Source organism: Streptomyces sp. NPDC048419 (assembly GCF_043200415.1).
Classification (GTDB): Bacteria; Actinomycetota; Actinomycetes; order Streptomycetales; family Streptomycetaceae; genus Streptomyces.
This window is the reverse complement of sequence record NZ_JBICXT010000013.1, coordinates 161,915-186,752: the sequence shown is the minus strand read 5'-3', so window position 1 is coordinate 186,752 and position 24,838 is coordinate 161,915. Positions and strand designations below refer to the sequence as shown.

22 protein-coding genes are annotated in these 24,838 nt (G+C 70.9%); 10 read left to right on the top strand and 12 right to left on the bottom strand.

Annotated features, from left to right (window positions below; genetic code table 11):
* From ACGFYN_RS26505 to ACGFYN_RS26495, 3 genes are all read right to left on the bottom strand, one after another.
* A complete protein-coding gene (locus tag ACGFYN_RS26505) occupies positions 1-2,136 on the bottom strand; it encodes a putative bifunctional diguanylate cyclase/phosphodiesterase (RefSeq protein WP_393868356.1) in 2,136 nt (711 codons plus the stop codon).
* Positions 2,133-2,945 (bottom strand): SAM-dependent methyltransferase, encoded by an 813-nt coding sequence (locus ACGFYN_RS26500; protein WP_393868355.1) that lies wholly within the window; start codon positions 2,943-2,945, stop codon positions 2,133-2,135. The genes ACGFYN_RS26505 and ACGFYN_RS26500 overlap by 4 nt, the downstream gene beginning before the upstream one ends.
* Positions 2,946-3,188: 243 nt before the next feature.
* Positions 3,189-4,136, bottom strand: a complete 948-nt coding sequence (locus ACGFYN_RS26495; protein WP_393868354.1) for an SCO0930 family lipoprotein — start codon at positions 4,134-4,136, stop codon at positions 3,189-3,191.
* A gap of 271 nt (positions 4,137-4,407) precedes the next feature.
* Here ACGFYN_RS26495 and ACGFYN_RS26490 point away from each other — a divergent pair, with 271 nt between their 5' ends.
* The 3 genes from ACGFYN_RS26490 (at position 4,408) to ACGFYN_RS26480 (ending at position 6,522) form a co-directional block, all read left to right on the top strand.
* Complete coding sequence (locus ACGFYN_RS26490) at positions 4,408-4,992, top strand: hypothetical protein (RefSeq protein ID WP_393868353.1); 585 nt, start codon at positions 4,408-4,410, stop codon at positions 4,990-4,992.
* Between the two features lie 16 nt (positions 4,993-5,008).
* Positions 5,009-5,767: a DUF4239 domain-containing protein gene (locus tag ACGFYN_RS26485; RefSeq protein ID WP_393868352.1), complete on the top strand. Its 759-nt coding sequence runs from the start codon at positions 5,009-5,011 to the stop codon at positions 5,765-5,767.
* Positions 5,768-5,970: 203 nt separating this feature from the next.
* A complete protein-coding gene (locus tag ACGFYN_RS26480; RefSeq protein WP_393868351.1) occupies positions 5,971-6,522 on the top strand; it encodes a hypothetical protein in 552 nt (183 codons plus the stop codon).
* A gap of 110 nt (positions 6,523-6,632) precedes the next feature.
* Here the strand turns inward: ACGFYN_RS26480 and ACGFYN_RS26475 are convergent, their stop codons facing one another.
* Positions 6,633-7,124: a hypothetical protein gene (locus ACGFYN_RS26475; RefSeq protein WP_393868350.1), complete on the bottom strand. Its 492-nt coding sequence runs from the start codon at positions 7,122-7,124 to the stop codon at positions 6,633-6,635.
* 341 nt (positions 7,125-7,465) lie between these two features.
* On the opposite strand from ACGFYN_RS26475, the gene ACGFYN_RS26470 reads away from it, so the two are divergent.
* Positions 7,466-8,134: a class F sortase gene (locus ACGFYN_RS26470; RefSeq protein ID WP_393868349.1), complete on the top strand. Its 669-nt coding sequence runs from the start codon at positions 7,466-7,468 to the stop codon at positions 8,132-8,134.
* Positions 8,135-8,191: 57 nt separating this feature from the next.
* Here ACGFYN_RS26470 and ACGFYN_RS26465 read toward each other — a convergent pair whose 3' ends face one another.
* Together ACGFYN_RS26465 and lysX are read right to left on the bottom strand one after the other, a co-directional pair.
* Positions 8,192-9,037, bottom strand: a complete 846-nt coding sequence (locus ACGFYN_RS26465) for a polysaccharide deacetylase family protein (protein WP_393868348.1) — start codon at positions 9,035-9,037, stop codon at positions 8,192-8,194.
* 132 nt (positions 9,038-9,169) lie between these two features.
* Entirely contained in the window at positions 9,170-12,448 is a 3,279-nt protein-coding gene (gene lysX / locus ACGFYN_RS26460) for a bifunctional lysylphosphatidylglycerol synthetase/lysine--tRNA ligase LysX (RefSeq protein ID WP_393868347.1), read from the bottom strand.
* A gap of 86 nt (positions 12,449-12,534) precedes the next feature.
* Between lysX and ACGFYN_RS26455 the strand changes: the two genes are divergently transcribed.
* Both ACGFYN_RS26455 and ACGFYN_RS26450 read left to right on the top strand, forming a co-directional pair.
* On the top strand, positions 12,535-12,996 hold the full coding sequence (locus tag ACGFYN_RS26455) for a universal stress protein (protein WP_393868346.1): 462 nt from the start codon (positions 12,535-12,537) through the stop codon (positions 12,994-12,996).
* 105 nt (positions 12,997-13,101) lie between these two features.
* On the top strand, positions 13,102-14,538 hold the full coding sequence (locus ACGFYN_RS26450; RefSeq protein ID WP_393868345.1) for an amino acid permease: 1,437 nt from the start codon (positions 13,102-13,104) through the stop codon (positions 14,536-14,538).
* 6 nt (positions 14,539-14,544) lie between these two features.
* On the opposite strand, the gene ACGFYN_RS26445 is transcribed toward ACGFYN_RS26450, so the two are convergent.
* Both ACGFYN_RS26445 and ACGFYN_RS26440 read right to left on the bottom strand, forming a co-directional pair.
* Positions 14,545-14,922, bottom strand: a complete 378-nt coding sequence (locus ACGFYN_RS26445) for a VOC family protein (RefSeq protein WP_393868344.1) — start codon at positions 14,920-14,922, stop codon at positions 14,545-14,547.
* Positions 14,923-15,136: 214 nt separating this feature from the next.
* On the bottom strand, positions 15,137-16,285 hold the full coding sequence (locus ACGFYN_RS26440; protein ID WP_393868343.1) for a CapA family protein: 1,149 nt from the start codon (positions 16,283-16,285) through the stop codon (positions 15,137-15,139).
* A gap of 246 nt (positions 16,286-16,531) precedes the next feature.
* On the opposite strand from ACGFYN_RS26440, the gene ACGFYN_RS26435 reads away from it, so the two are divergent.
* The 3 genes from ACGFYN_RS26435 (at position 16,532) to ACGFYN_RS26425 (ending at position 18,556) form a co-directional block, all read left to right on the top strand.
* Positions 16,532-17,077, top strand: coding sequence for a sigma-70 family RNA polymerase sigma factor (locus ACGFYN_RS26435; RefSeq protein WP_393868342.1), 546 nt, complete (start codon positions 16,532-16,534; stop codon positions 17,075-17,077).
* A 155-nt stretch (positions 17,078-17,232) separates the two neighbouring features.
* Entirely contained in the window at positions 17,233-17,745 is a 513-nt protein-coding gene (locus ACGFYN_RS26430; protein WP_393868341.1) for a hypothetical protein, read from the top strand.
* Between the two features lie 151 nt (positions 17,746-17,896).
* Positions 17,897-18,556: a zf-HC2 domain-containing protein gene (locus tag ACGFYN_RS26425; protein WP_393868340.1), complete on the top strand. Its 660-nt coding sequence runs from the start codon at positions 17,897-17,899 to the stop codon at positions 18,554-18,556.
* 25 nt (positions 18,557-18,581) lie between these two features.
* Here the strand turns inward: ACGFYN_RS26425 and ACGFYN_RS26420 are convergent, their stop codons facing one another.
* The 3 genes from ACGFYN_RS26420 to ACGFYN_RS26410 form a co-directional block, all read right to left on the bottom strand.
* Positions 18,582-19,445 carry an Fpg/Nei family DNA glycosylase gene (locus ACGFYN_RS26420; RefSeq protein ID WP_393868339.1) on the bottom strand — a complete coding sequence of 288 codons (864 nt, stop codon included), beginning with the start codon at positions 19,443-19,445 and terminating at the stop codon, positions 18,582-18,584.
* A 46-nt stretch (positions 19,446-19,491) separates the two neighbouring features.
* Entirely contained in the window at positions 19,492-21,567 is a 2,076-nt protein-coding gene (locus ACGFYN_RS26415; protein WP_393868338.1) for a SpoIIE family protein phosphatase, read from the bottom strand.
* 81 nt (positions 21,568-21,648) lie between these two features.
* On the bottom strand, positions 21,649-22,854 hold the full coding sequence (locus ACGFYN_RS26410; protein ID WP_393868337.1) for a DUF6777 domain-containing protein: 1,206 nt from the start codon (positions 22,852-22,854) through the stop codon (positions 21,649-21,651).
* 153 nt (positions 22,855-23,007) lie between these two features.
* Between ACGFYN_RS26410 and ACGFYN_RS26405 the strand changes: the two genes are divergently transcribed.
* Complete coding sequence (locus tag ACGFYN_RS26405) at positions 23,008-24,432, top strand: lipase maturation factor family protein (protein ID WP_393868336.1); 1,425 nt, start codon at positions 23,008-23,010, stop codon at positions 24,430-24,432.
* 18 nt (positions 24,433-24,450) lie between these two features.
* Here ACGFYN_RS26405 and ACGFYN_RS26400 read toward each other — a convergent pair whose 3' ends face one another.
* Positions 24,451-24,696, bottom strand: a complete 246-nt coding sequence (locus tag ACGFYN_RS26400; RefSeq protein ID WP_393868335.1) for a hypothetical protein — start codon at positions 24,694-24,696, stop codon at positions 24,451-24,453.
* Positions 24,697-24,838 lie beyond the last annotated feature (142 nt).

Here is a 24,838-nt window from a genome sequence, read left to right as displayed (position 1 = left end):
TCAGCCGGTCGCGTCCATCAGCGCCAGTTCGTGCAGCCGGTCCGGCGGGCCCGGACGGGCGTAGTACCAGCCCTGGGCCGTGTCGCAGCCCAGTATCCGCAGCTGCTCGGCCTGGGCCCCGGTCTCCACTCCCTCGACCGTCACCGCGAGGTCGAGGGAGTGGGCGAGGGAAACGATCCCTTCGACGATCTTGAGGTCGACGGGGTCCGCCGGGAACTGCTGCATGCTCTGGGTGAAGGAGCGGTCCAGCTTCAGGATGCTCACCGGCAGGCGGCGCAGGTTGGCCAGGTTCGAGTAGCCGGTGCCGAAGTCGTCCAGGGCGATGTCGACGCCCATCTCGGCCAGCCGGCGCAGCGGCTTGAGCAGGTCGTCGTCGGCCCCGATGAGGGCCGACTCGGTGACCTCCAGGCACAGCGCGTCCGGTGCGACGCCCGCGCGCTCCAGGATGTCGACGGTGTCCTGCACCAGTCCGGGGTGCGTGAGCTGGCAGGGCGAGAGGTTGACGTTGATGCGCAACGGGCCCGCGTCCACGTACCGTTCGCGCCACTCGCGGGCCTGGCGAACCGACTGCTCCAGCACCCAGCGGCCGAGCGGCACGATCAGGCCGGTGTGTTCGGCGAGCGGGATGAAGCGGTCCGGGCCGAGCACGCCGTGCTGCGGGTGCAGCCAGCGCACCAGGGCCTCGGCGCCGCGCACGCTGCCGTCGCCGAGGTGCACCAGTGGCTGGTACTCGATGAAGAACTCGCCCCGGTCCAGGGCCGTCGGCAGCGCGGTGGTCAGGCCGTGCCGGGTGATGGCGCGGGCGTCGGCCTCCTCGTCGGCGAGCTCGAAGCGGTTGCCGCCCGCCGACTTGGCGCGGTACATGGTGATGTCGGCGCTGCGCAGCACCTCCGCGGGGCCACGCTCGCCCGCCGGGCCCTCGACGATGCCGATGCTGCCGCGCACGGTCAGCTCGCGGCCGTCGATACGGATCGGGGCGAGCAGCGCGTTCATGATGCGCCCGGCCAGCTCGTCGACCTCGTGCTCGGTGTCGGTGCCGGTGGTCAGCGCCACGAACTCGTCGCCGCCGAGCCGGGCGACCATCTCCCCGGGCGCGGTCGCGCAGCCCTGCAGCCGGTCGGCGACCTCCACCAGCAGCCGGTCGCCGGCCGCGTGGCCCAGGCTGTCGTTGACGGTCTTGAAGCCGTCGAGGTCGAGGTAGCACAGGCCGAAGCGCTGGCCCTGCCCGGCGCCGAGCGCCTTCTCCAGGCGCTCGAAGAAGAAGGTCCGGTTGGGCAGGCCGGTGAGCGCGTCGTGGGTCGCCTCGTAGCGCAGCCGGAGGTTGAGCAGCCGCCGCTCGGTGGTGTCCTCCATGAGCGCGAGCTGGTACTGCGGTTCACCGTCGGCGTCCCGCAGCAGGGAGACCGTGAGGTTGGTCCACAGGACCGTTCCGTCAGGCCGGTAGAACGCCTTCTCGAGGTGGTAGTGCTCGCGCTCGCCGCGGACGAGCTCGTCGTAGAGCGTCCACGTCTGGGGCGCGTCCTCGGGATGGGTCCAGCCCCTGACGTTACGGGCGTTGAAGTTCGGCTCGGACAGGCCGAACATCCGCAGCAGGGCGCCGTTGACCTGGAGGATGTTGCCTTCCAGGTCCGCGATGCCGATTCCTATGGCCGCGCCCTCGAAGACCGCGCGGAAGCGGGCCTCGGTGGCGTGCAGCGCCTGCGCCACCACGCCCTGCGCGTTCAGCGCGGCCGCGGAGATCGCCTCCTGCTCGGCCCGCGTCCGCTCGCGCAGCGCCTGCGCGAACCCGGCGGCCATGGTGTGCTCCAACCGCGCGCAGCGGGCCCGCAGTTCCTCCGGGTCGCCCTGCTCGCCGCAGTAGAGCACCAGGTAGGCGTCGACGCAGTCCAGCGTGCGGGTCAGCGCGTCGGGGTCGGTGCAGTGCGCGGCGACCAGTGCGGCACCGACCGCCCGGCCCACCTCCGCGTCCAGGGTGCGGGTGTGCAGCGCCTCACTCAACCGACGGGCCAGCGGCAGGAGTTGTTCCTCGAACTCCGGCCGGGTCAGCGACGTCGAGGTCGCCGGGAAGACCGCCCGGCTCCAGATCGTCGCGAACCTGCGCAGTCTGTCCTCAGGCCCGTCCGGTTCCGCGCTCACGCCGTACGTCCTACGCCGGCGAACCCGGAGAAGGCAAAGGGATCCTCGTCCTCAGGCGCCGTCTGCGGCCGCCAGTGCGGCATCGACACCAGTCCCGGTTCCACCATGTCGTACCCCTTGAAGAACCGCGCGATCTCGTCGCGCGAACGCATGATCAGCGGGTTGCGAATGTCCTTGTACACGTCCACCGTGCCCGCGGCCCGTTCGGCCGGGAGCGGGATCCCCTCGTACGAGGCATGGGTGAGGATGAGCAGGCTGCCGGGCGCGAGCGCGTCGCGCAGCTCGGCGACCGCCGCGTACGGGTCGTCCTCGTCTTCCACGAAGTGAAGTATGGCAACGAGAAGCAGCGCGACTGGCCGATTCCGGTCGATCAGTCGCTCCACCTCGGGGCTCGCGAGGATCTCCTGGGGCTTGCGGAGGTCCGCGGCGGCGACCCCCGCGTTCTCGTTACCGTCGAGTACCACCTGGCTGTGCGCGACGGCGACGGGGTCGTGGTCGACGTACACGACGCGGGCGTCCGGCCGGGCCGACTGGGCCACCTCGTGGACGTTTCCGAAGGTGGGGATGCCCGAACCGATGTCCAGGAACTGGTCGATGCCCTCGTCCAGGGCGAAGCGCACGGCGCGGCGCATGAACGCCCGGTTCGCCTGCATGATCTTGGGGAGTCCCGGCATGAACTCCATCGCCTTGCGGGCCGACTCCCGGTCGACCTCGAAATTGTGCGAACCGCCCAGGTAGTAGTCGTAGATCCGCGAGACACTCGGCACCGAGATGTCGACGCTGCGTGGGGCCCAGGCGGGACGCTCCATCTAGCTCTCCAAGACGTAGGCGATCCGGTGTTCGAGCTGAGGCTACTGATCGCCCGCCAACAGGGCGAGTGGAACCGGAAATTGACCGTCCGTTCCCGGTCACTGCCTGCGGCAATTGCCACATTCGCCCGGTGAAGTACGGGCAACACACCAAAGCGGCCCGTCCCCTCCGTGCGGTGCGGAGGGGGCGGGCCGCGGGGGCCGTACGCGCGTCCGGTGCAATCAACCCTGGGGAGGTGATGCCTACTTCTTCGGCGCGCCGACCGGCTTTCCGTCGGGCGACATGGCGTACCACGTGCCGCCCACGCCCTGGCCGTTCACGTCGCCGGGAGCCTTGTCGCCGGAGAACGTGTACGCGGGCCAGCAGTCGACGGTCATCTGCTTGACGCCGTCGGGGCGGGTGAAGCCCATCAGGCCCTTCTTCTCGATGCCCTTGGTGTCGTCGGCCTTCACCGGGGTGACCGCCGGCCACTTCGCCAGGCAGGAACCGGTGCAGTTGGAGATCGGGTCGGGCCAGGCCACGTCCTTGATGAAGCGGTAGACCGTCATGCCCCGCTTGTCCACGACGATCTTGCCGAGCTTGGCGTCGTTGCGCACCGAGAGTCCGGGCAGGTTGGCCAGGGTGGCCTTCTTGCCGTCGGGGGCGAGCGCGTACCACTTGCCGCCCACGGCCTGGCCGGTGATGTCGCCGGCCTTGGCGTCCTTCGCGTAGCGGTACGCCGGCCAGCCGCCGATGGTCAGCTGCTTGGTGCCGTCGGAGCGGGTGACCTCACCGAGCAGGGTCTTGTCGATGCCCGCGCCGGCCGTGGCGTCGTCCACGGGGACCGGGGGCCAGGCCTTGGCACAGTCGCCGTCACAACTCGACTTCGGCGGCTCGGCGGTGTCCTCGTCGAAGCGGTACAGCGTCTTGCCGGCGCTGTCCGTCACCATCTTGCCGAGCTCGGCGTTCTGGGTGACCGCGAGCTTGCCCGCGGAGGCGGCCTGGGCCTGCCCGTCGGCGCCGTAGCCGTTGCTGGGGCTGGCGCCGGCGGAACCACCGGCGCCGACGCTGCCGTAGTCGCCGGCCGCGGCCGTGGCGCCCACATTCTGGCTGCCCACCGACGGGCTGCTTTCCTGACCGCACGCCGTCGTCAGCGCCAGCACAGCCGCAGCGCTCGCCACGAGTGAGGCGCTCCGCCAGGAGGTCTTCATGGTCAACTCCCCATAGATACAACGGTGTTGCAGCGCCCTGCTGCGCCGCCGCACGGCCATGGGTACGAATGCGACCACCGGTTGTGTTCAACCGCCTCACAAATTTCTTTTCGGAACCTGTGGCACCGGGGCGCCAACTCGCACACCAGTGCGCATCGACAGGCTCCCGAGGGCGAACCGGTCAAACGGCCGCAGTCGCCTGATCCTCCGTTCGTGCCAATCCCGGCGCGCTCCGGCGTGCCGCGCCGCGCCAGGCCTCATGATCTTCGTCGTGCATGGACCCGAAACGACCCAAACCACCATCACCACACGGGTGTTGGCGCTGGCGCTGCTGACCTGGCTCCTGGTGGGGATGCCAGCCGGTACGGTCAGGGCCGACGCCTGCGCGTACGCCTCGGCGGGCCCGGACGGCACCCAGGCTGTGGCGGTCGCCGGCGACCTCCCCTGGCCGATGCCACCGGAGTGCACCACGCCGCCGCCGACCCCGGCCCCGCCCCCTCCCCCGACACCGACTCCGACCCCGGCACCGCCCAAGCCGGCGCCCACTCCCAAGCCCGCGCCGAAGCCCAAGCCGCCCCCTCCCCCCGCGCCGGCCCCGCGGCCCGCCCCACCCCGCCCGAGCGCGCGTCCGACTCCCCCGCCCCCGCCGCCTCCGGTCCCCACACCTACCCCGACCCCCACGCCGACGCCGACGGTCAAGCACGTCCACCATCCGTCCGCGGCCCCCGTCGCCTACCCGCACTACCGGGCGCCGGTGCGGGCCAGGCCCACGCACGGCAGCACGTCACCGATCGTCTTCGTCCTGCTCATCACGGCACCCGCCGTGATCGCCGTCGCCGCGCTGCGGGCGCGCTGACTCCTGGAGGAAACTCTTGCCGGAATGGCTTGTTCTCACCCTCGCGATGCTGGCCGCGTGCGCCGTGGTGGTCATCGTCACCCTCGTACGGCACCGGGCCGCGCCCGAGGACGAGGACACCAGCGAGACCCCGGACGTCATCGAGTACATGACGATGTGGATCGGCGTGGTGTACGCCATCGTCCTGGGCCTGGCCATCGCCGGGGTGTGGGAGGGGCGCAGTGCCGCCGAGGACCACGTCCAGGCGGAGGCCGTCGCCCTGCACGAGATCTCGGAACGGGTGCGGGTGTATCCGGCCGACATCCGCGACCAGATTCGGGAGGATGTCAACGCTTATGTCGGACAAGTCGTCCATACCGAGTGGAGGACGATGGCCGACGACGGGCGTCTCACCCCGCGCGGCGACGAGCTCTTCGACCGCATCCGCGCGGACGTCACGGACTACCAGCCCCGGACGGACTTCGAGGCCCAGGCCTACCAGCCGCTGCTGGACCAGGTCACCGCGGCGGACCAGGCGCGCAGCGCCCGGGCCGACTCCATGGGGGCGACCATGCCGGGCGTGGTGTGGTTCGGGCTGCTCGCCGGCGCCGTGATCACCATCGGCATGGTCTTCGCGCTGCAGATCCGGCGCACCCTGCGCGAACTGATCCTCGCCGGGCTGTTCTCCGCCCTGATCGCGTTCCTGCTGTTCCTCATCTGGGACTTCGACGCGCCCTACACCCGCGGCATCACCGCCTCGGCGGACCCTTTCCTGAACCTCTTCCCGCACATCTAGCCGGGGCGGACCCACGCCCCGGAAACCGCCGGGGGGACGTGCGCCGCGCCGCCGCCGTCCCCTGGGTGGCCCACACCCATGACCCATTCGCACTACACCAATCGCGCACCGGCACGCCTGTTCCTAGCGTTTCGGTCATCGAGGTGCATTTCTCCCGAAAGCGGAAAGAGTCCGCACCTGCTCCTCGGGACCGGAGGAACACCATGCGCGCGATACGTGCCGCTTCGGCCGCGTTGCTGGGCGTCGGCGCCCTCGCCCTCTCCGCACCGGCCGCAGTCGCGAAGGACGACGGCCACAACATCACGCCGTTCGCCTTCAGCGTGCTGCCCTCGACCATCGCCGCCGGCGGTCACATCACCCTGCATGTGAACCGCGACGGCGACTGCAAGGGACCGGCCACGGTCCGCTCCGCGGTCTTCGACACGGTCGTCATCCCGCCCAGACAGTCCTGGGGCAACGCCACCGTCGACTGGGATGCAAAGCCAGGTGCGATGTACAAGGTGACGTTCACCTGTGACGGCGCCAGCGGCTCCACGGATCTGACCATCGCGGGTGGCCATCCGCGCCACCCCACGCCCGTGCCGGTCGACCCCACGCCGGTGCCGGTCAACCCGCACCGGGGCGTGCAGGCCGGCGAGGGCGGCAGCATCGCCGGGTTCGACCTCAAGGAACTGGGCATGGGCGCGGCGCTCATCGCGGGCTCCGTCGGAGCGGCGTACTACTTCTCGCGCCGACGCGACGAGGACGGCGCCTGACGGGACGACTTCGCCCCGGAACCACTGTTGGGTTCCGGGGCGAAGTCAACGTGCGAGCAGCGCTCCCAAAGGGGACGGTCCCACAACGGGAAGGTCCTGAAAGGCGAGGGTCAGATCCGCCTCTCGGACCTGCGCCGCAGCCAGAAGAAGCCACCGGCCAAGACCGCCGCGGCCACGAGCCCGCCGCCGATGGCCATGTCCGTCGGCGTCGCACCGCTGGTGTTGCTGCCGCCCAGACCGCCCTGGACACCGCCGATGACGGTGAAGGCGGCCGGGTTCGTCAGCGACTTGCCGTTGCAGTTGACGGTGATGCTGTGCGAACCGTTGCGAGCGTCCCGGTTGACCGTCGCCGTACCTCTGGACGTCTGCGAGTGGTCGACCGGGGTGAGCGGCGTGCTCCGAAACGCATCCGAGGTCGCCGTGCCGCCGGCCGGGCAGCCGTCGACGGTGATGGTCAGCTGGCCGCCCCGGGCGATCACGCTGGGCAGGGCGACGATGTTGCTCGGGTTGATGTTCATGCCGTCGGCCTCGGCCGCCGGTGTGGCCAGCCCCAGGGCGGCGACCGCGGCGGCAGAGACCGCCAGGGCACGATAAGTACTCATGTGATCCTCCGCGGAAGGCACCCCGGGGGCCGTCCCCGGTCTGTCGGCGAGAAAGCGCCTCCCAGAAAGACCCTCAGATGCCGTGGACGCGCCCGCATTTCGGCAACAGCGGGTAATGGTCCGTACCGGTGAGAAGACACGCCGGGCAATTACCTCGCATTGCGATATCGCCGCAGGTCACGGGAGCATCGGAAAATTCCGGTCCGCGGCAACTCGTATGGCGCACCGAAGTCGTTCGGGCCACCCGTTCGCCCCTGCCCCGTCGCCGGTTGCCCGCACGGCATTTAGCGTTGCCGTATGCGCGAATGACTCGGCGACGGCCGCGTCGAGAGGGGTGACGAATGGATGCGTCGGAGCTGGCCGAAGCGGCTGAAGAGGAGGAGCGGCGCAAGAAGCGTGCTCCGTGGGGCGTCATAGCGCTTGTTCTGCTGACCGGCCTCGCCCTCATCCGCAACGGCTCGGGCGAGTTCGACGTCGGCCCGCCGCAGCCCGCCAACGCCGCGGCGGCGGACAGCCGCGTACCCGGCGCCGCGGCCAACAAGGTCCAGCCCCTGCCATACGCCCTGCCCGACCGGGTTCGGATCCCCACGATCCGGGTCGACGCACCGGTACTGCCGGTCGGACTCGACGCGGACGGCTGGGTGTCGGCGCCGCCCCCCGAAGACCCCAACCTGGCCGGGTGGTTCACCGGTGGGGTCACCCCGGGCGAGAAGGGCACCGCGGTCGTGGTCGGCCATGTCGACAACAAACAGGGCCCGGCCGTGTTCTACAACCTCGGAGCCCTGAAGAAGGGTAATCGCGTCGAAGTCGCCCGTAAGGACGGGAAGACGGCCGTTTTCGAGATCTACGGCATCGAGGTCTTCGACAAGAACAACTTCCCCGGCGACCGCGTCTACGCCTCCAAGGGCGACCCGGAATTGCGGGTCATCACCTGCGGCGGCGATTTCTCCAAGAAACACGGCTACGACGGCAATGTCGTCGTCTTCGCCCGCCTGGTCGAGGTGCAGTAAAAGTTCCCCGGCCGGACGGGCGGAAATGCGACGGTACTCGGCGCCGTCTCTGCGCGCTTATGCGGGGCGCCGTCTCGGCACGGTGATGTGGTAGCCGGAATCCAGCAGATGCGGCAGCCACTTGTGCAGGGCGCGGACGGTCTGCGAGCGGTTGCCCCCGGCGTCGTGCGAGAGCACCACGACACCGGGGGCGGCGCCGTGCTCGATCCGGCGGACGATGGTGCGGGTGCCGGGCCTGGTCCAGTCGAGGGAGTCCACGGTCCACGCGAGAGGCTCCATGCCCATTTCGGCGCCGAGTTGGAAGGCCGCGCGGTTCCAGGCGCCATAGGGCGCGCGGAACCACTGCGGCCGCTCCCCGTACGCCTTCTCGATGACGTCGCTGGTGCGCTCCATCTCGGAGCGGATCTTCGAGCGCCTGAGCCGGGTCAGCAGCGGATGGGTCCAGGTGTGGTTGCCGACGAGATGTCCGTCGTCGGCCATCCGGGCCAGCAGGTCCTGGTTGTCGACGGCCATCTCCCCGCACACGAAGAACATGGCGCGCACGTCGTAGTCGGCCAGCGTGTCCAGGATGCGCGGCGTGTAGCGGGGGTCGGGCCCGTCGTCGAAGGTCAGCACCATGGTGCGGCCGTGCCCGGGCAGCCGCAGGAACGGCTCGTGCCGTACGACGGTGGGGGCGGGCGCGGCGCGCGGCGGGCCCCCGTATCCGGTCAGTGGCTGCAGGCGGTACGTGGAGGGGCTGAGCACGGCGCGCGCCTGGGGTCCGGCGGCCGGAGCGGGGGCTGGCGCGACCGTTCTCTCCTCTCCCCCGTCCAGCGCCAGGGCGCCGGCGCCGCCTGCCGCGGCGAGAGCGGCGGCGCCTGCGATCAACACCCGGCGCCGCGTGAGCAACTGATCCTTCTTCATGGATCATCAGTCGCCCCACCTGGGGCCCGCCGCCGACAGCAACACGGCAGCGGCACCGGGAAAGCACCCGCCCGGCGCAAGCAGCCGGACCAGCGACGGCGTGTCGGCGGCGGGTGCGCGGGCCGCCGGCCGTCAGCGGCGGCGCACCAGCGGGAACGGCAGGGTCTCGCGGATCGTCAGGCCCGTGAGGAACATGACCAGACGGTCCACGCCGATGCCGAGGCCCCCGGTGGGCGGCATCGCGTACTCCAGGGCGTCGAGGAAGTCCTCGTCCAGCTCCATCGCCTCGGGGTCGCCGCCGGCGGCCAGCAGGGACTGGGCGGTCAGCCGCCGGCGCTGCTCGACCGGGTCGGTCAACTCCGAGTAGGCGGTGCCCAGTTCCGTACCGAAGGCGACCAGGTCCCAGCGCTCGGCCAGCCGCGGGTCGGTACGGTGCTGACGGGTGAGCGGGGAGACGTCGGTGGGGAAGTCCTTGTAGAAGGTGGGCAGTTCCGTCTTCTCCTCGACCAGGCGCTCGTACATCTCCAGGACGACGTCGCCGCGCCCGTCCTCGGCGGTGTACGGCACGTGCGCGCGGTCGCACAGCCGGTGCAGTCGCGGCAGTTCCGTGTCGGCGTCGACCTCCTCCCCCAGCGCCTCGGAGATCGCGCCGTAGACGGTCTTGACCGGCCAGGCGCCCGAGATGTCGTACTCCTTGCCCTCCTTGCGGGCGACGGGTGAGCCGAAGGCGGCCGTGGCCGCGCCCTGGATCAGGTCGCGGGTGAGGTCGAGCATCACGTCGTAGTCGGCGAAGGCCTGGTAGGCCTCCAGCATCGTGAACTCGGGGTTGTGCTTGTAGGAGACGCCCTCGTTGCGGAAGGTGCGGCCGAGTTCGAACACCTTCTCCAGGCCGCCCACGCACAGCCGCTTCAGATACAGCTCGGGTGCGATGCGCAGGTACAGATCGAGGTCGTAGGCGTTGATGTGGGTGGTGAAGGGGCGTGCGTTGGCGCCGCCGTGGATCTGCTGGAGCATCGGCGTCTCGACCTCGAGATAGCCGCGCTCGAGCAGGCCCTGGCGCAGCGCCTGCACGGCGGTGGAGCGGGCGCGGATCGCCGCGCGGGCGTCGGGGCTGGACATCAGGTCGACGTAGCGCATCCGGACCTTGGCCTCGGGGTCGGCGAGGCCGTGGCGTTTGTCGGGCAGCGGGCGCAGGCACTTGCCGATGAGCTGCCACCCGGTGACGAAGATCGTCGGCTCGCCCTTGTCGCTCACGCCCGCCGTGCCCGTGACGGTGATGTGGTCGCCGATGTCGGTGTCGGCGGTGAAGCGGTCGAGGGCGGGGCCGGAGCGGTCGCGGGTGAGGGCGAGTTGACGGTCGCCCGACCAGTCGCGCAGCACGGCGAAGACGATGCCGCCGAAGTCCCGTACGAGCATGATCCGGCCGGCGACGGTGACCTCCTCGCCCGTTCGGACGTCGGCCAGGGCGTGGGTGAGGCGGGGGATGCCGACCGGGTAGGGGTCGACGCCGTCCGCGCGCAGCCTGTCCAGGGTGCGGTGCCGGATGCGGACCTGTTCGGGCAGGCCGGCGTAGGGGTCGCCGGGCCCGGCCTCGTCCCCTCCGGCGAGGCCGAGCGCCGACAGCGACGGCAGGCCCTCGGTGGTGGCGGGCCTGGACGCGCCCCTCGGGTGCCCCTTTCCCCAGAGTTTGCGCATGGAAGGTACGGAGACGAAACCCTCGGCGATTCCGGAGGCCAGGCCGATGCGGGCGAGGGAGCCGGTGTCGCCGTAGCAGATGAAACGCGGGTACCACTGCGGGCGGTACTTGGCGTTGGACCGGTACAGGGCCTCCAGCTGCCACCACTTGGAGAAGAACAGCAGCAGGCGCCGCCACAGCCGCAGCACGGGTCCGGCGCCGATGCGGGCGCCTTCCTCGAAGGCGGAGCGGAAGACGGCGAAGTTCAGCGAGATGCGGTGTACGCCCAACTTCGGGGCGACTGCGCACAGCTCGGCGACCATGAACTCCATGACGCCGTTGGGCGCGCTGCGGTCACGGCGCATCAGGTCCAGGGAGACACCGTCGCGGCCCCAGGGCACGAAGGACAGCAGGGCCAGCAGGCGGCCGTCCTCGCTGAGCGCCTCGACGAGGAGGCAGTCTCCGTCGTCCGGGTCGCCGAGGCGGTCCAGGGCCATGGAGAAGCCGCGTTCGGTCTCGGTGTCGCGCCAGGCGTCCGCCTTGTCGACGACCGCCTCCATCTCCTCGTCGGTGAGGGTGGCGTGCCGGCGGATGCGGCAGTGGGCGCCGGTGCGGCGCACCCGGTGCACGGCCTGCCGGGTCACGCGCATGTCGCGGCCGTCGAGATCGAAGTCGGCGACGCGCAGGATCGCCTCGTCGCCGAGCTGGAGCGCGCCGAGTCCGGAGCGGGCGAAGGCCCGGGCGCCGTCCTCCGAGGCGCCCATGGCGGCGGGCGCCCAGGCGTGCCTGCGGGCCACGTCCAGCCAGGCGGCGATGGCGTGCGGCCAGGCCTCCCGGTCGCCGACGGGGTCGCCGCTGGCGAGGCAGACGCCGGCCTCGACGCGGTAGGTGACGGCCGCCTTGCCGCTGGGCGAGAAGACGACGGCCTTGTCGCGGCGGGTGGCGAAGTAGCCGAGGGAGTCCTCCTCGCCGTAGGCCCTGAGCAGGGCGCGGATGCGGTGCTCCTCGTCGCCGTGCAGGGCGGATTCCATGCGCTGCGAACGGAAGAGGGTGGCGGCGGCGTTGAGCAGGGCAAGGGCGCCGAGCAGGCCGAGCAGGAAGTACAGGCCGCGCGGTGGGCTGCCGTCGAAGGAGCGGCTGGAGACCAGGCCGCCGCAGACGCGGTTGGCGGCCCACAGCAGGCGCTGGCTCTCCGGCAGGGTGCCGGGGAACAGCTCCACCAGGCCCCAGCCGACCAGGATGCCGACGAGCAGCCCGGCCAGCAGGACGAGCAGGGCCCGGCGCAGGGCGGCGCGGCGGGTGGCGGCGTAGAACTCCCGGCGGGCGACGATGAGCAGGGCCAGCGCGAGGGAGCAGACGACGAGGGAGCCGAGGGACTCGGCGTACAGGCCCAGCGCCACACCGAGGACGTCGGTGAGGACCAGCAGGCCCAGATAGATGACGACCAGCCACCAGGCGACCTTCTTGCGGGCGGCGGTCGCGGCGGCGAGCAGGAAGAGGAAGACGGCGTAGGCGAGGTTCGCGCTGACCGGGACGATGATGAGGTCGAGGAAGCGGACCACGGGACGCAGCACGACGCGCAGCGGCCGGATGAGCGCCAGCAGGACGCACAGCAGTCCCAGGGCGCCGAAGAAGGTCCCGAAGGCCTCCGGCACCTTGCTCATCGGCCCGTGTCCGGGCGGCTGTATCGGGCCCGTCGTCGCCTGGGGCGGGGAGGCCTCCGCGGTGGCACTCATGCTTTCGAGAGTAGGAACTGCGGGGCCGCCCCGCCCGTCGAGCCCGGATATCGGTGCGACCTGCGGCCTCCGATAGCCTCACAGCCGTGACGGAACACCACTCGCATCAGTTCGAGCGAGGCACGGACGGGCCCAAGGTCATCGTGGTCGGGGTGGACGGCTCCGATACCTCGATGCGCGCCGCGGCATATGCCGGTGGCCTGGCCCGGCGCCAGCGCGCGCTGCTCGCCGTCGTCTACGTGCAACCGGTCATGGCCGCCGGCGCGGCCATGGGAGCGCCGGTCGCCGAGACCACGGACGAGATCGCCGAGGAGCTGATCGCCTACATCCGGGACGCGACCGAGCGGCTCAAGGGGATATTCGAGGTGCGCTGGGAGTTCCACACCTTCCGCGGCGACCCCTACAGCGGCCTGGTGAAGGCGGCGGACGAGCTGAAGGCCGACGCGGTGGTGGTGGGCGCCTCCGAGCAGGCCGGCCACCGGATCGTGGGCTCGGTGGCGATCCGGCTGGTCAAGGCCGGGCGGTGGCCGGTGACGGTGGTGCCGTAGGACTCGTTCGCCGCGCGGGTGTGTGCGCGGCGTCTTCCCTCCCTCGCGCCTCTGAGCCAACATGATCGGCGGTCAGCCGTTGCCGAACGTGAAGAGGTGAGGCGCATGGCCCGGCTCCGTATGGGCGAAGGCATTCTCCGCCGCAAACCGATCGAGCACATCGACGAGACCGAAGTGGGCGAAGGCCCGCGTCTGGAACGATCGTTGGGGCTGTGGCAGCTGACCGCGATCGGCGTCGGCGGCATCATCGGCGCCGGCATCTTCACCCTCGCCGGCACTGTCGCCAACGGCACGGCGGGCCCCGCGGTCCTCGTCTCCTTCCTCATCGCGGGCGTCGCGAGCGCCGCGGCTGCGCTGTCGTACGCCGAGTTCGCGGGCCTCATCCCGAAGGCCGGTTCGGCCTACACCTACGGCTACGCGGTGCTCGGCGAGTTCGCCGGCTGGTTCATCGGCTGGGACCTGCTGCTGGAGTACACGGCGATCGTGGCCGTCGTCGCGATCGGCATCTCCGGCTACTTCAGCTTCCTCGTCGAGGACATGGGCGCGGAGCTGCCGAAGTGGATGCTGGGCGCCCCGAGCACCGGCGACGGGCACAAGGTCGACCTGTTCGCGGCCATCCTGTGCCTGCTGATCGCGTATCTGCTCAACCAGGGCATCAAGAACGCGGCCCGCTTCGAGACGTTCGTCGTGGTGCTCAAGGTCCTGGTCGTGCTGCTGGTGATCGGCGTCGGCGTCTTCCACATCGACACCGGCAACTACCACCCGTTCTTCCCCTTCGGCATCGGCGGCGCCTTCACCGGTGCCGCGACCGTGTTCTTCGCGGTCTTCGGCTACGACGCCATGTCGACCGCGGCCGAGGAGTCCAAGGACGCGGCACGGCACATGCCGAAGGCGATCATCTACTCGCTGATCATCTCGATGGTCCTGTACGTGGCCGCCTGCCTGGTGCTGACCGGCATGCAGAACTACAAGGACATCGACCCGGAGAGCGGCTTCTCCTCGGCGTTCAAGGCGGTGGGGCTCAGCGGTCTCGCGGACGTGATCGCGGTGGGCGCGATCATCGGCATCCTCACCGTGATGTTCACCTTCATGCTGGGCGTGACCCGGGTGTGGTTCTCCATGTCCCGGGACGGGCTGCTGCCCAAGTGGTTCGCCAAGACGCACCCCACGCGGCACGTGCCGACGCGCGTGACCTGGATCGTCGGAGTGGCGTCGGCGATCATCGCCGGCTTCCTGCCCATCGCCGAGGCGGCCGAACTGACCAACATCGGCATCCTGTTGGCGTTCGTGGTGGTCTGCACGGCGGTCATCGTCCTGCGTTACCGCCGCCCCGACCTCCCCCGCGCCTTCCGCACCCCATGGATGCCGGTCGTGCCGGCTGTGGGCATCGTCGCCTCCATCTGGCTGATCACGTACCTGCAGTGGCAGACGTGGGTGCGGTTCGCGGTGTGGTTCCTGATCGGGGTCGTCATCTACTTCGGGTACTCGTACAAGCGGTCGGAGCTGGCACGGGGCCAGAGTTCGGCGGCGGCCGGGGACTAGGGAGTGTCAGTGCCGGACCAGGCAGAACGGATGCCCTGCCGGATCGGCGTAGACGCGCCAGCTCCGCACGCCGGAACCCTCGTCCAGCAGCGTCGCCCCCGAGGACAGCACCTGTTCCTGTCCTCGGTCCAGGTCCGCGACACCGAAGTCCAGATGGAACTGCTGTGGCCGCGTCGGGTCGGGCCACTGCGGCGGCTTGTGGTCAGCCACCCGCTGGAAGGCCAGGACGAGTCCGGACGGCGTGTGCAGGGTCGCCCAGCCGTCCCCCAGGGCCCATCGCCGATCCTCCCGATTGACAGCCCCACCGAGCAACGCCTGGTAGAACTCGGCGAGTTGCGTCGGCTCGGAACAGTCCAGCACCACACACTGCACGTCAGCGATCACAGGCCGATCCTAGGCGCCGTCCGAGTATCCCGACCCTCGATGTCCCGAGATCGCAGCGACAGGCTCAGGACGCCGGACTCTACGACCGCGTCAGCCCAGGGGGTTGGCGCTGTCGCGCGGGGAGGCCATGCCGGGGGTGAAGGGGATGTTGATGTCCGCCTGATGCAAGGGGTCGGTCGTGCAGAGGAGCGGCCGGTCATGCACAGGCATTGGGCTACTCGCCCATCACCAAGCCGTCCTTCGCCGCGCCGCGGCTCAGCACCACGTCCCGGATCGCGTCGCGTACGGCCTTCACTTCGGCGCCCTGACGGAGGGCCTGGTTGAGGTTGACCACGCGGCCCGCGTCGACGTCGAAGAGCTGCGGGATGAACTCCGCCTTGGTGACCTCCCAGCGCCCGCCCGGCTTCGCGGGCGGGGTGAAGGTGAAGCGGCCGAGGGTGGACTCGTTGCCGCGCGGGTCCTTGGCGCCCTCGTTGTTGGTCATCTCGCCGGCGATCTGGTCGCCCATGCCGTAGATCACCCAGGTCCCGTTGACCTTCTCGTACGCCTGCGGGACATGGGCGTGGGTGCCGAGGATGAGGTCGATGTCGGGACGGCCGCCCGTGCGTGCGGCGGTGAGCTGCTGGGCCAGGGCAAGCTGCTGCTGGTCGGGGGCGTCCTGCCATTCGGTGCCCCAGTGCAGGGAGACGACGACCACGTCGGCGCCCGCGCGCCGGGCCGCCCGGGCGTCGGCGACGATCGCGTTCTCGTTCATGAGGTTGACGGCCCAGGGCTGGCCGGCGGGCAGCGGCTTGCCGTTGGTGTCGAAGGTGTAGGCGAGGTGGGCGACCTTGGCGGGGCCCGCGCGCAGCATCGTGACGGTGTGCGCCTCGGCCTCCGTGCGCGCCGAGCCGGCGTGCCGTACGCCCACCGCGTCGAGGGCGTCGAGGGTGCGGCGGATGCCCTGGGCGCCGTCGTCGAGGCTGTGGTTGGAGGCCGTGGAGCAGCCGTCGTAGCCGGTGGCGGCGAGGCCCTGGGCGACCTCGGGCGGCGACTTGAAGTCGGGGTAGCCGGTGTAGTCGCCGTTCGCGCCGTAGACGGTCTCCATGTGACACAGCGCCAGATCGGCGCGGGAGACGACGGGTTTGACGCCGGAGAGCATCGGGCGGAAGTCGTAGGCGTTGCCGCCGCCGTCGAAGCGCGCGCGGTCGATGATGGGGCTGTGCGGCAGGACGTCGCCGGAGGCGACGAGCGTGAATCCGCGCGCCGCGGCCGGTGCCGGCCGACCGGCGGCGGTCGAATGACGGTGCTGGGCCTGACAAGCCGCGCCCGCGGCCAGAACGACCGTCAGGGCGAGGGCAACCTGTCGTCTGCGTGCAATCATCGGCTCACCCCACTGTGATCCTATTTACGGACAAATAGGTACGAAGATAAGGGCGTCCCCAAACAACCCCGCTACGCCGATTGGCCCGTTCGGCATCCCCGTCCGGCGCCCACGTCCGGCGCACGGTACGACCGCGCGCGCCGTCCGGAACCGTTCGTCGAACCGTTCGCCGACGCGATCGACCGTCCGCCGCAGATCCCGGTGCGCTCTCTGTCCCGGGGCGGCGGCCTGCGGTGCCATACGGCCATGACGGCCGGACCCACTCTCACGAACGCGACGACCGCCGAGCACGAACTCGCCGCGCTCCAGCGGGAGCACGGACGGCCTCTCTTCGCCCTCCTGCTCCGGCTGTGCGACGGCGACCGGCAACGCGCCGAAGACCTCGTGCAGGAAACCCTCGTACGCGCCTGGCAGCATCCCGAGGCGCTGCGCGCCGACGACTTCGACTCCGTACGGCCCTGGCTGATGACCGTGGGGCGGCGGCTCGCCATCGACGCGCGGCGGGCCCGGCAGGCCCGCCCGCCAGAGGTGGGGGACGCGATCCTGGAGAACACCCGAGTGATCGGTGACCACGCCGAACGGGCCGCCGCAGCCCTCGATGTGCGCGAGGCTGTGAAGACACTCACTCCCGAGCACCGTGAAGTCCTGGTGCTCGTGTACTTCCAGGGGGCGAGTGTTGCGGAAGCCGCGGAGGCACTGGGGATTCCGCCCGGTACGGTGAAGTCCCGCGCGTACTACGCGCTGCGCGCCCTGCGCCGGGTGCTTCCGGGATATGCGGCCGACCTGCAGTGAAACGGACTGCCAAGTCAAACCTCGGTAAAGCGCCTTGCTGAAGACATGCCTTGAGCAATGGGCTGTCCTCATCCGTGTTCCGGACTGGGGGCCCGGGGTCCCGGACGGGATCTTGGGCCGGGTGACGCGCACGCACCGGAGGAAGGCAGGAAGGGATGCTGCACAGAGGTCACAAGAGCACGGACGGAGCCGGCGGCGATGAACTGGTCGTCCCCATGGCCTGGCTGTACGCCGAGTACATCGCCGACGAACTGCTGCGGACGGGCGACCTGATGCCGCCGACGTCCTTCGAGTTCCGGGCCGGTCGCGACGCCCTGGCGCTGACCATCTTCCTGTCGGACACGGACGGCGAACTCCCGGGCATCCGGGTGGTCTCCCAGCTGGAGAACTGGCTGTCGCTGACGGCCTACGACCAGCCGTGGCAGGACTGGGTGCGCGAACGGATGGCCCTGCTGGGCGCCGACGCGGCCGAAGCTGGCGGTCCCGCGCCCGACCTGGAACTGGCGGAGGCGGCCTGGCGGTGGCTGGAGGAGACCGAACTTCTGGCGCCCGATCTGAACGCGGTGCCCGGCGGCGCCGTAGTCGGCGAGGACGACGGACCGAAGGTGTGGACGAAGGCGTGGCAACTGGGGCTGCCGCTCGGGCATCTCGCCATCCACCTTTTTTAGCCACGTCCGTTCTCGGACCAATCCGCGGGCCCGGCCGCTCCGAATCCCTTGGTTGCGATTCTGTGGATGCCTTGAGTGATTCGACTGTCTGGTGCGTACCGGTGGGAGCAAGGAGTAACACCCCCCGCACCCAACGGCACGAGGATTCGGCATGTGGTCGTCCCAGGAGAGGCATCGCGACGTCGCCGCGTACGCGCTCGGCGTGCTGGACGAGGCGGACGCCTTCCGCTTCGAGGACCACCTCATGGAGTGTGCGCGCTGCGCCGCCTCCGTGACCGAATACGGGCCCATCACCCGGCAGATGATGCTGTACCGCCGGGCGACGCCACGGTTCGTCAGCCACATGACCAGGCCCGGCCCGCAGCTGCTGGACACGCTGATGGACACCGTGGCGGCCCGGCACCGGGCCGGCCGGCGGCGCTTCATCTTCGCCTTGGCGGCGTCCGCGGCGATCGCCGTGACCGGGCCCGCCATCACGATGGCGGCGGGCCACGGCGGCGGTGACAACACCGTGCGCATGGCGGCGACCGACGCCCACTCGGGCGTCTGGGCGCAGGTCACGTCCGAGGACGCGGAGACGGGCAGCCAGGTCAAGCTGGAGATCAAGGACGGCGCGGGCCCCCGCTCGTGCCGGCTGATCGCCGTCGGCCACGACAACTCCGAGGAGACCGTGACCAGCTGGACCGTCCCCGGTCACGACGCCCGCCCGATCACCATGCGGGGCAGTTCGGCCATGCACACCGACGACATCGCCCGCTACGACGTGCGGACGGCCGACGGCGAGCACCTGGTGACCCTTCAGGCCCACTGACCCCAGGCACGGGTGGGGCCCGCCGCTACTTCAGGAACCGTGACATCCTCCGGTCCGCCAGCGGCTTGCCGCCCGTCTGGCACGTCGGGCAGTACTGCAGCGAGGAGTCGCTGAAGGAGACCTCGCGGATGGTGTCGCCGCACACCGGGCAGGGCTCGCCGGTGCGGCCGTGCACCCGCAGGCCGCTCTTCTTCTCCGCCTTCAGCCGGCCCGCCGCCACGCCGCGGGAGCGCTCGACGGCCCCGGTGAGCGTGTCTCTCAGCGCCGTGTAGAGGCGGCCGGACTCCTCGGGGGTGAGGGACGCGGCCAGCTTGAAGGGGGACATCTTCGCGGCGTGCAGGATCTCGTCGCTGTAGGCGTTGCCCACCCCGGCGATCAGGCTCTGGTCGCGCAGCGCGCCCTTGAGCTGGCGGCGCTCGGACTTCAGCAGGTCCGCGAAGCGTGCGGCGTCGAAGTCGTCGGCGAGCGGGTCGGGGCCCAGGCGGGCCACGCCCGCTATCTCCTGGGGGTCGTGGACGACGTAGACGGCGAGGCGCTTCTGGGTGCCCGCCTCGGTGAGGTCGAAGCCCTCCCCCGTCTCCAGGGCGACGCGCAGGGCGAGCGGGCCCTTGCCCGGCCGCGGCGGGCCGTCGGGGAGTCTGTCCTTCCAGTGCAGCCAGCCCGCGCGGGCCAGATGGGTGACGAAATGCGGGCCGCCGTCCGTGGCCAGGTCGAGGAACTTGCCGTGCCGGCGCACGCCGGTGACCTCGCGCCCCTTGAGGGCGGAGAGCGGCGGGTCGTAGGTCTTCAGGACGCTGATCGCGACGGGCAGCACCCGCACGATCTCGTGACCGACCAGGTGCTCCGTCAGGAAGTCCTTGAGCGCTTCGACCTCGGGCAGTTCCGGCATACGTCCAGAGTGCCACCCGGCACCGACAGTGCCAGGTGGGATCGGTTCAGTCTCCGTCCGGGACCAGGAACTCGCACCAGACGCACTTGCCGCCGCCCCGCGCCTCCACGCCCCACGCGTCGGTGAGCAGGTCGACCAGGAGCAGGCCCCGCCCGGAGACGCCCGACTCCCCCGCCTCGCGTCGGCGCGGCAGGGCGCTTGAGGAGTCCTCGACCTCCACGCGCAGCCGGCGGTCGCTGCCGGTGAGGACCCGGAGGGTGACGATGGCGGCGCCCTCGGTGTGCATCAGCGCGTTGGTGATCACCTCGTCGGCGACCAGCTCGATCTCGTCGGCGCGCTCCGCCGCCCCCCAGGCGCGGACCGCGGCGCGGATCATGTGCCGGGCCTGGGTGAGGGCCTCGGGGTCGCCGGGTGCCACGTGCTGCTGGAGCCGGCCGCCGGCCTGCGTGGTGTCCAGGCCGCGGCGGCGCAGCAGGAGCAGGGCCACGTCGTCGTCGCCGCCGCGCTCCTCGGCCACGTCGATCAGGCAGTCGGCGAGGTCCCGTACGTCGTCCGGGCCTGACGCGATGAGCGCGGTCAGCACGTGCACGCCGTCGTCCAGGTCCGCGCCGGGCTGTTCGACCAGGCCGTCGGTGCACAGCAGCAGGGTGTTGCCGGGGTCCAGCTCCAGGGTGCCTACCGGGTACTCCAGGCGCCCGAACTCCGCCGACAGACCGAGCGGCAGCCCGCCCGGGACGGGCACCCGGCGGCAGCTGCCGTCGGTGTGGCGGATCAGCGGGTCGATATGGCCGGCCCGGACGACCTGGACCACGCCGGTGGACAGGTCGGCCTCCGCGTACAGGCAGGTCGCGAAGCGGTCGGTGTCGAGCTCGTGCAGGAAGACGGAGGCGCGGGCCATCACGGTGGCGGGGGTGTGGCCCTCGGCGGCGTAGGCGCGCAGGACGATGCGCAACTGGCCCATGACGGCGGCCGCGTGCGTGTCGTGCCCCTGGACGTCGCCGATGACGGCGCCGACCCGCCCGCCGGGCAGCGGGATGAGGTCGTACCAGTCGCCGCCGATGTCGCGGCCCAGGGAGGCGGAGCGGTAGCGGACGGCGACGTCGGCGCCGCGGACGCTGGGGATGGTGCGCGGCAGCATGGCCTGCTGGAGGCCGGAGGCGAGGTCCTTCTCCTGTTCGTAGAACATGGCGCGCTGCAGGCTCTGGGCGATGCTGCTGCCGAGGGCGAGCAGGACGTTGCGGTCCTCGGCGGAGAAGCCGCGCCGGTCGTTGTAGAGCAGGCCCATGGCACCGATCGGCCGGGCCTGGACGATCAGCGGCAGATAGGCGGCCGACGTGATGTTCAGGTCGGTGATGTGCGGCCACAGCAGCGGATAGCCCTTGGCGAACTCCTCCGGCGACTCGATGAAGCGCGGCGTCAGGGTGCGTACGGCGTCGCTCATCGGGTAGGGCTCGTCGATCCGGGTGACCAGGGTGCCGGGGACGAAGCTGCCCGCCGGGCCCTCCGCGATCAGCCGGATGCGGCCCGCCTCGACCAGGCCCATGACCAGGCTGGTGGCGCCGAGATGGGTGAGGCCGTGGGTGTCCTTGACGACGTCGATGACGTCCTGGACGGTGCGGGCGTGGGCGAGGGCGGCCGTGGTGATCTGGACGACGTTGGTCTGGTGTCGGCGGGCCTCGTCCTGGGCGTCCCGCTCGTGGCGGGCCTCGCTGTCGCCGAGCTCCTGGGTGGCGTCCCGGACGATGCCGATGATCCGGCGCGGTCGGCCCGTCTCGTCGCGCCGGATGTAGCCCTGGGTGTGGGTCCAGCGCAGGGTGCCGTCGCGGCGGCGCAGGCGGAAGTAGGCGCCGTAGTTCTCGCTGCCGTCCTTCATGGCCTGGGCGACCAGGCTGTCGAGGCGGTAGGCCTCGGCCGTGGGGACCCGGACCGCGAGGCTCTCGGGGTGGTCGTCGTACTCGTCTGGGCGCAGGTCGAAGACCTCGTGGGCCTGGGCGTCCATATGGAACAGACCGCTGTCCAGGTCCCAGTCGAAACTGCCCATCAGGTTGAGCGCCAGGATCGGGTCCGGGTGGGCGGGCCAGTCGTCCGGGAGAGACAGGGCGCTCGCTCCCCGATCAACCATGGGGCCACCTTGCCAGTAATCGCCCGATTCTTCGACCGGGGAGCACGCGGGACTTCCTGGCTCCCCGGCCGTCGTCGGTGGTCAGCTCTGCAGGACGCCCGTGGGGCTGTCGAAGATGATGCTGGTCGTGGTGTCGTCGGGGATCAGGCCGCCGCTGTCGGGCTGGTCGGGGTTGTCCGGCACGGTGTCGGGGCCGGTCTCGTCCGGGTTCGCCGGGGACGCCGGGTCGTTCGGCGAGGACGGCGTTGCCGGGGAACTCCGCGGGTGCCCGGGCGTGGTCGTCGTGGGCGGTACGGCCGAGGCGGTCGCCGTCGGGCAGCCGCCGGCCCCGGAGGAGGACGTCGCAGGAGTCACGGCGTCGGTGGCGCCCGGCTGGACGGTGACGGTCGGCTCCGGGCTCGTGCAGTCTCCGGACGGGTCGGACGGCGACGGAGTCCGGTCGCCGGGGGACGTGCCGCCGGGGCTCTCGCTCGGGCCGGTTCCGGAGGCACTGGCGTCCGGACTCGGCGTCGGCCGTGGGGTGAGGGTCGCGGGCGGGGGCACGACGTGGTCGTGCTGGACATCGTGGCCGACGTGCCGCTCGATCCACCTCCGGTGGCCGACGTCGATGATCGTGATGTCGGTGATGACCTGCGGCGTGGGTGTCACCACGATCACCTGGGCGGGCCGGTAGCCGGGCCAGGCGGCGCCCTGGCTCCGGCCGCCCTGCGTCGTACCGGCCGCCTGGAGCGGGTTGCCGCAGGCGCAACGGACCCGGGGCATGCCGCGGTTGTCTACGAGGACGGCGGTGCCGGCCTGGAGCACGGACTGGAAGCTGGTGGTCCGGCCGCCGCGGTAGCCGTGGTTGGTGACCAGGGTGTCGGCGCGCAACTCCACCGGGGCGAGGCCGCGCAGATAGTCCGGGAGGGATGCCGGAGGGACGCCGGCGACCTGGGCGAAGGCGCGGGCCTTGGCCTGGTCCGAGGTCAGTTGGCCGATCTGTCGGTCCACGTCGCAGCTGCCGACGTGGACGGTGCCCGCGTAGAGGCCGGGCATGGAGCCAGAGATCGCCCGTGGCGTCTGCGAACCGTCGGTCCGCGCCGAGTCGTCGGGCTGGGCCGGACCGGTGACGGGGGACGGGACGACCGTGGAGCCCGTGAAGGGGTCCGGGCCCCGGTCCGCGACGGGCTGGAGGAAGACCTCCGCGCCCGCCTTCGTGTCCGCCTCACCGCTGCCGCTGCATCCGGCGACGAGCAGCGCCGCCGAGAGCAAGCAGGCCGTGGCGAGGGTTCGGGTGGCTGTCCGCACCTCGTCCTCCCACCTCATTTCGGGCAATTCGCCACTATTGTTTGCTTCACCCTCTTGGGTTACGCAAGCGGAAGACGGATAAGCGGAGAGTGACGCAGGGTTCGGCGCGACAAGCGCGACGGGCGCGAGAATGGGAGCGAGGAGCGCACGACCGTGGACTGGTTCACCGCACCCGGGTACTGGCTGAGCCGGCTGGTCTTCCAGCGGGCTCTGGCCGGCCTGTACCTCGTGGCGTTCCTGACGGCGGCCCTGCAGTTCCGGGCGCTGATGGGCGAGCGGGGCATGCTGCCCGTCCCCCGCTTCCTCGACCGGGTGCGCTTCCGGCAGGCCCCGAGCCTGTTCCAACTGCACTACTCCGACCGCTTCTTCGCGGCCTGCGCGTGGACGGGCTGCGCGGTCTCGGCGGCGCTGCTCGCCGGGGCGGACTCCCAACTCCCCCTATGGGCGGGAATGTTGCTGTGGTTGGTCCCCTGGGCGCTGTACCTCTCGATCGTCAACGTCGGCCAGACCTGGTACGCCTTCGGCTGGGAGTCCCTGCTCCTGGAGGTCGGCTTCCTGGCGGTCTTCCTCGGCAACGACGAGGTGGCCCCGCCCCTCATGGTCCTCTTCCTGCTGCGCTGGATCCTGTTCCGGGTGGAGTTCGGCGCGGGGCTGATCAAGATGCGCGGCGACGCCTGCTGGCGAAAGCTCACCTGCCTGGACTACCACCACGAGACACAGCCCATGCCGGGCCCGCTGAGCTGGTTCTTCCACCACCTGCCCCTGCCCCTGCACCGGGTCGAGGTGGCCGCCAACCACGTCACCCAACTCGTCGTGCCGGTGCTCCTGTTCACCCCTCAGCCGATCGCGACGGCCGCGGCGTCCCTGATGATCGTCACCCAGCTGTGGCTGGTGCTGTCGGGCAACTTCGCCTGGCTGAACTGGATCACCATCGTGCTCGCCGTCTCGGCGCTGCGACTCCCGGCCCACGCACCCTCGCCCGCGCCCGGCACCCCCCTCTGGTACGAGATCCTGGTCCTCGCGGTCGCCGCGCTGCTCCTCGCCCTCAGCTACCAGCCGGTCCGCAACATGATCTCCCGCCGCCAGGTCATGAACCGCTCCTTCGACCCCCTCCACCTGGTCAACACCTACGGCGCGTTCGGCAGCGTCAGCCGGCTGCGCTACGAGGTGGTCATCGAGGGCACGGACGAGGCCGTACCGCGCGAGGACTCCGACTGGCGGGAGTACGAGTTCAAGGGAAAGCCGGGCGACCCGCACCGCTGGCCCCGCCAGTTCGCCCCCTACCACCTGCGCCTGGACTGGCTGATGTGGTTCGCCGCCCTCTCCCCCTCCTACGCCGGCGCCTGGTTCAGCGCCCTGGTCGAACGCCTCCTGGAGAACGACCGCGACACCCTGCGCCTCCTGCGCCGCTCCCCCTTCCCACCCGACGCCCCGCCCCGCTACATCCGCGCGCGCCTCTTCCGCTACGAGTACACGAGCTGGCGCGAACTGCGGGAGACGGGGGCGTGCTGGGAGCGGACGTTCGTACGGGAGTATCTGCCGCCCACCCGGCTGGCGGGGGTGGCTCAGAGATCGTGAGCCTGCGGAGCGCGCGGGCTACCGGCCGGTGTCCTGGTACGGGGAGGCGCAGTAGTCGACGTTGTCAATGATCACGCACGCCGTGAAGAGGATGATCGGGTTGCTCTCGATGTTGGAGGTCATGTTGCAGTTGTCACTGCCGGGGCCCTTGAAGTCCGACAGCCTCTGAGGGCCTCCGACCTTGCGGTAGTAGTGGACGGCGACCCCCCAGTTGTCTCCATAGGAGTCGCAGATCTTGACGGCGCCGTTCGCACCGTAGGACACGGCCGTCGCGCGGATATGGGCGCCGTAGGCGACGACGGAGGTGCGGTTGGCGGCCTGCGCGGGTCCCGAAAGCGCCAGTGGCCCAGCAGAGCCGCTCCTGCGGTCAGTGCACGCCCTGTCTTCCGATACCTGGTCAGGAATC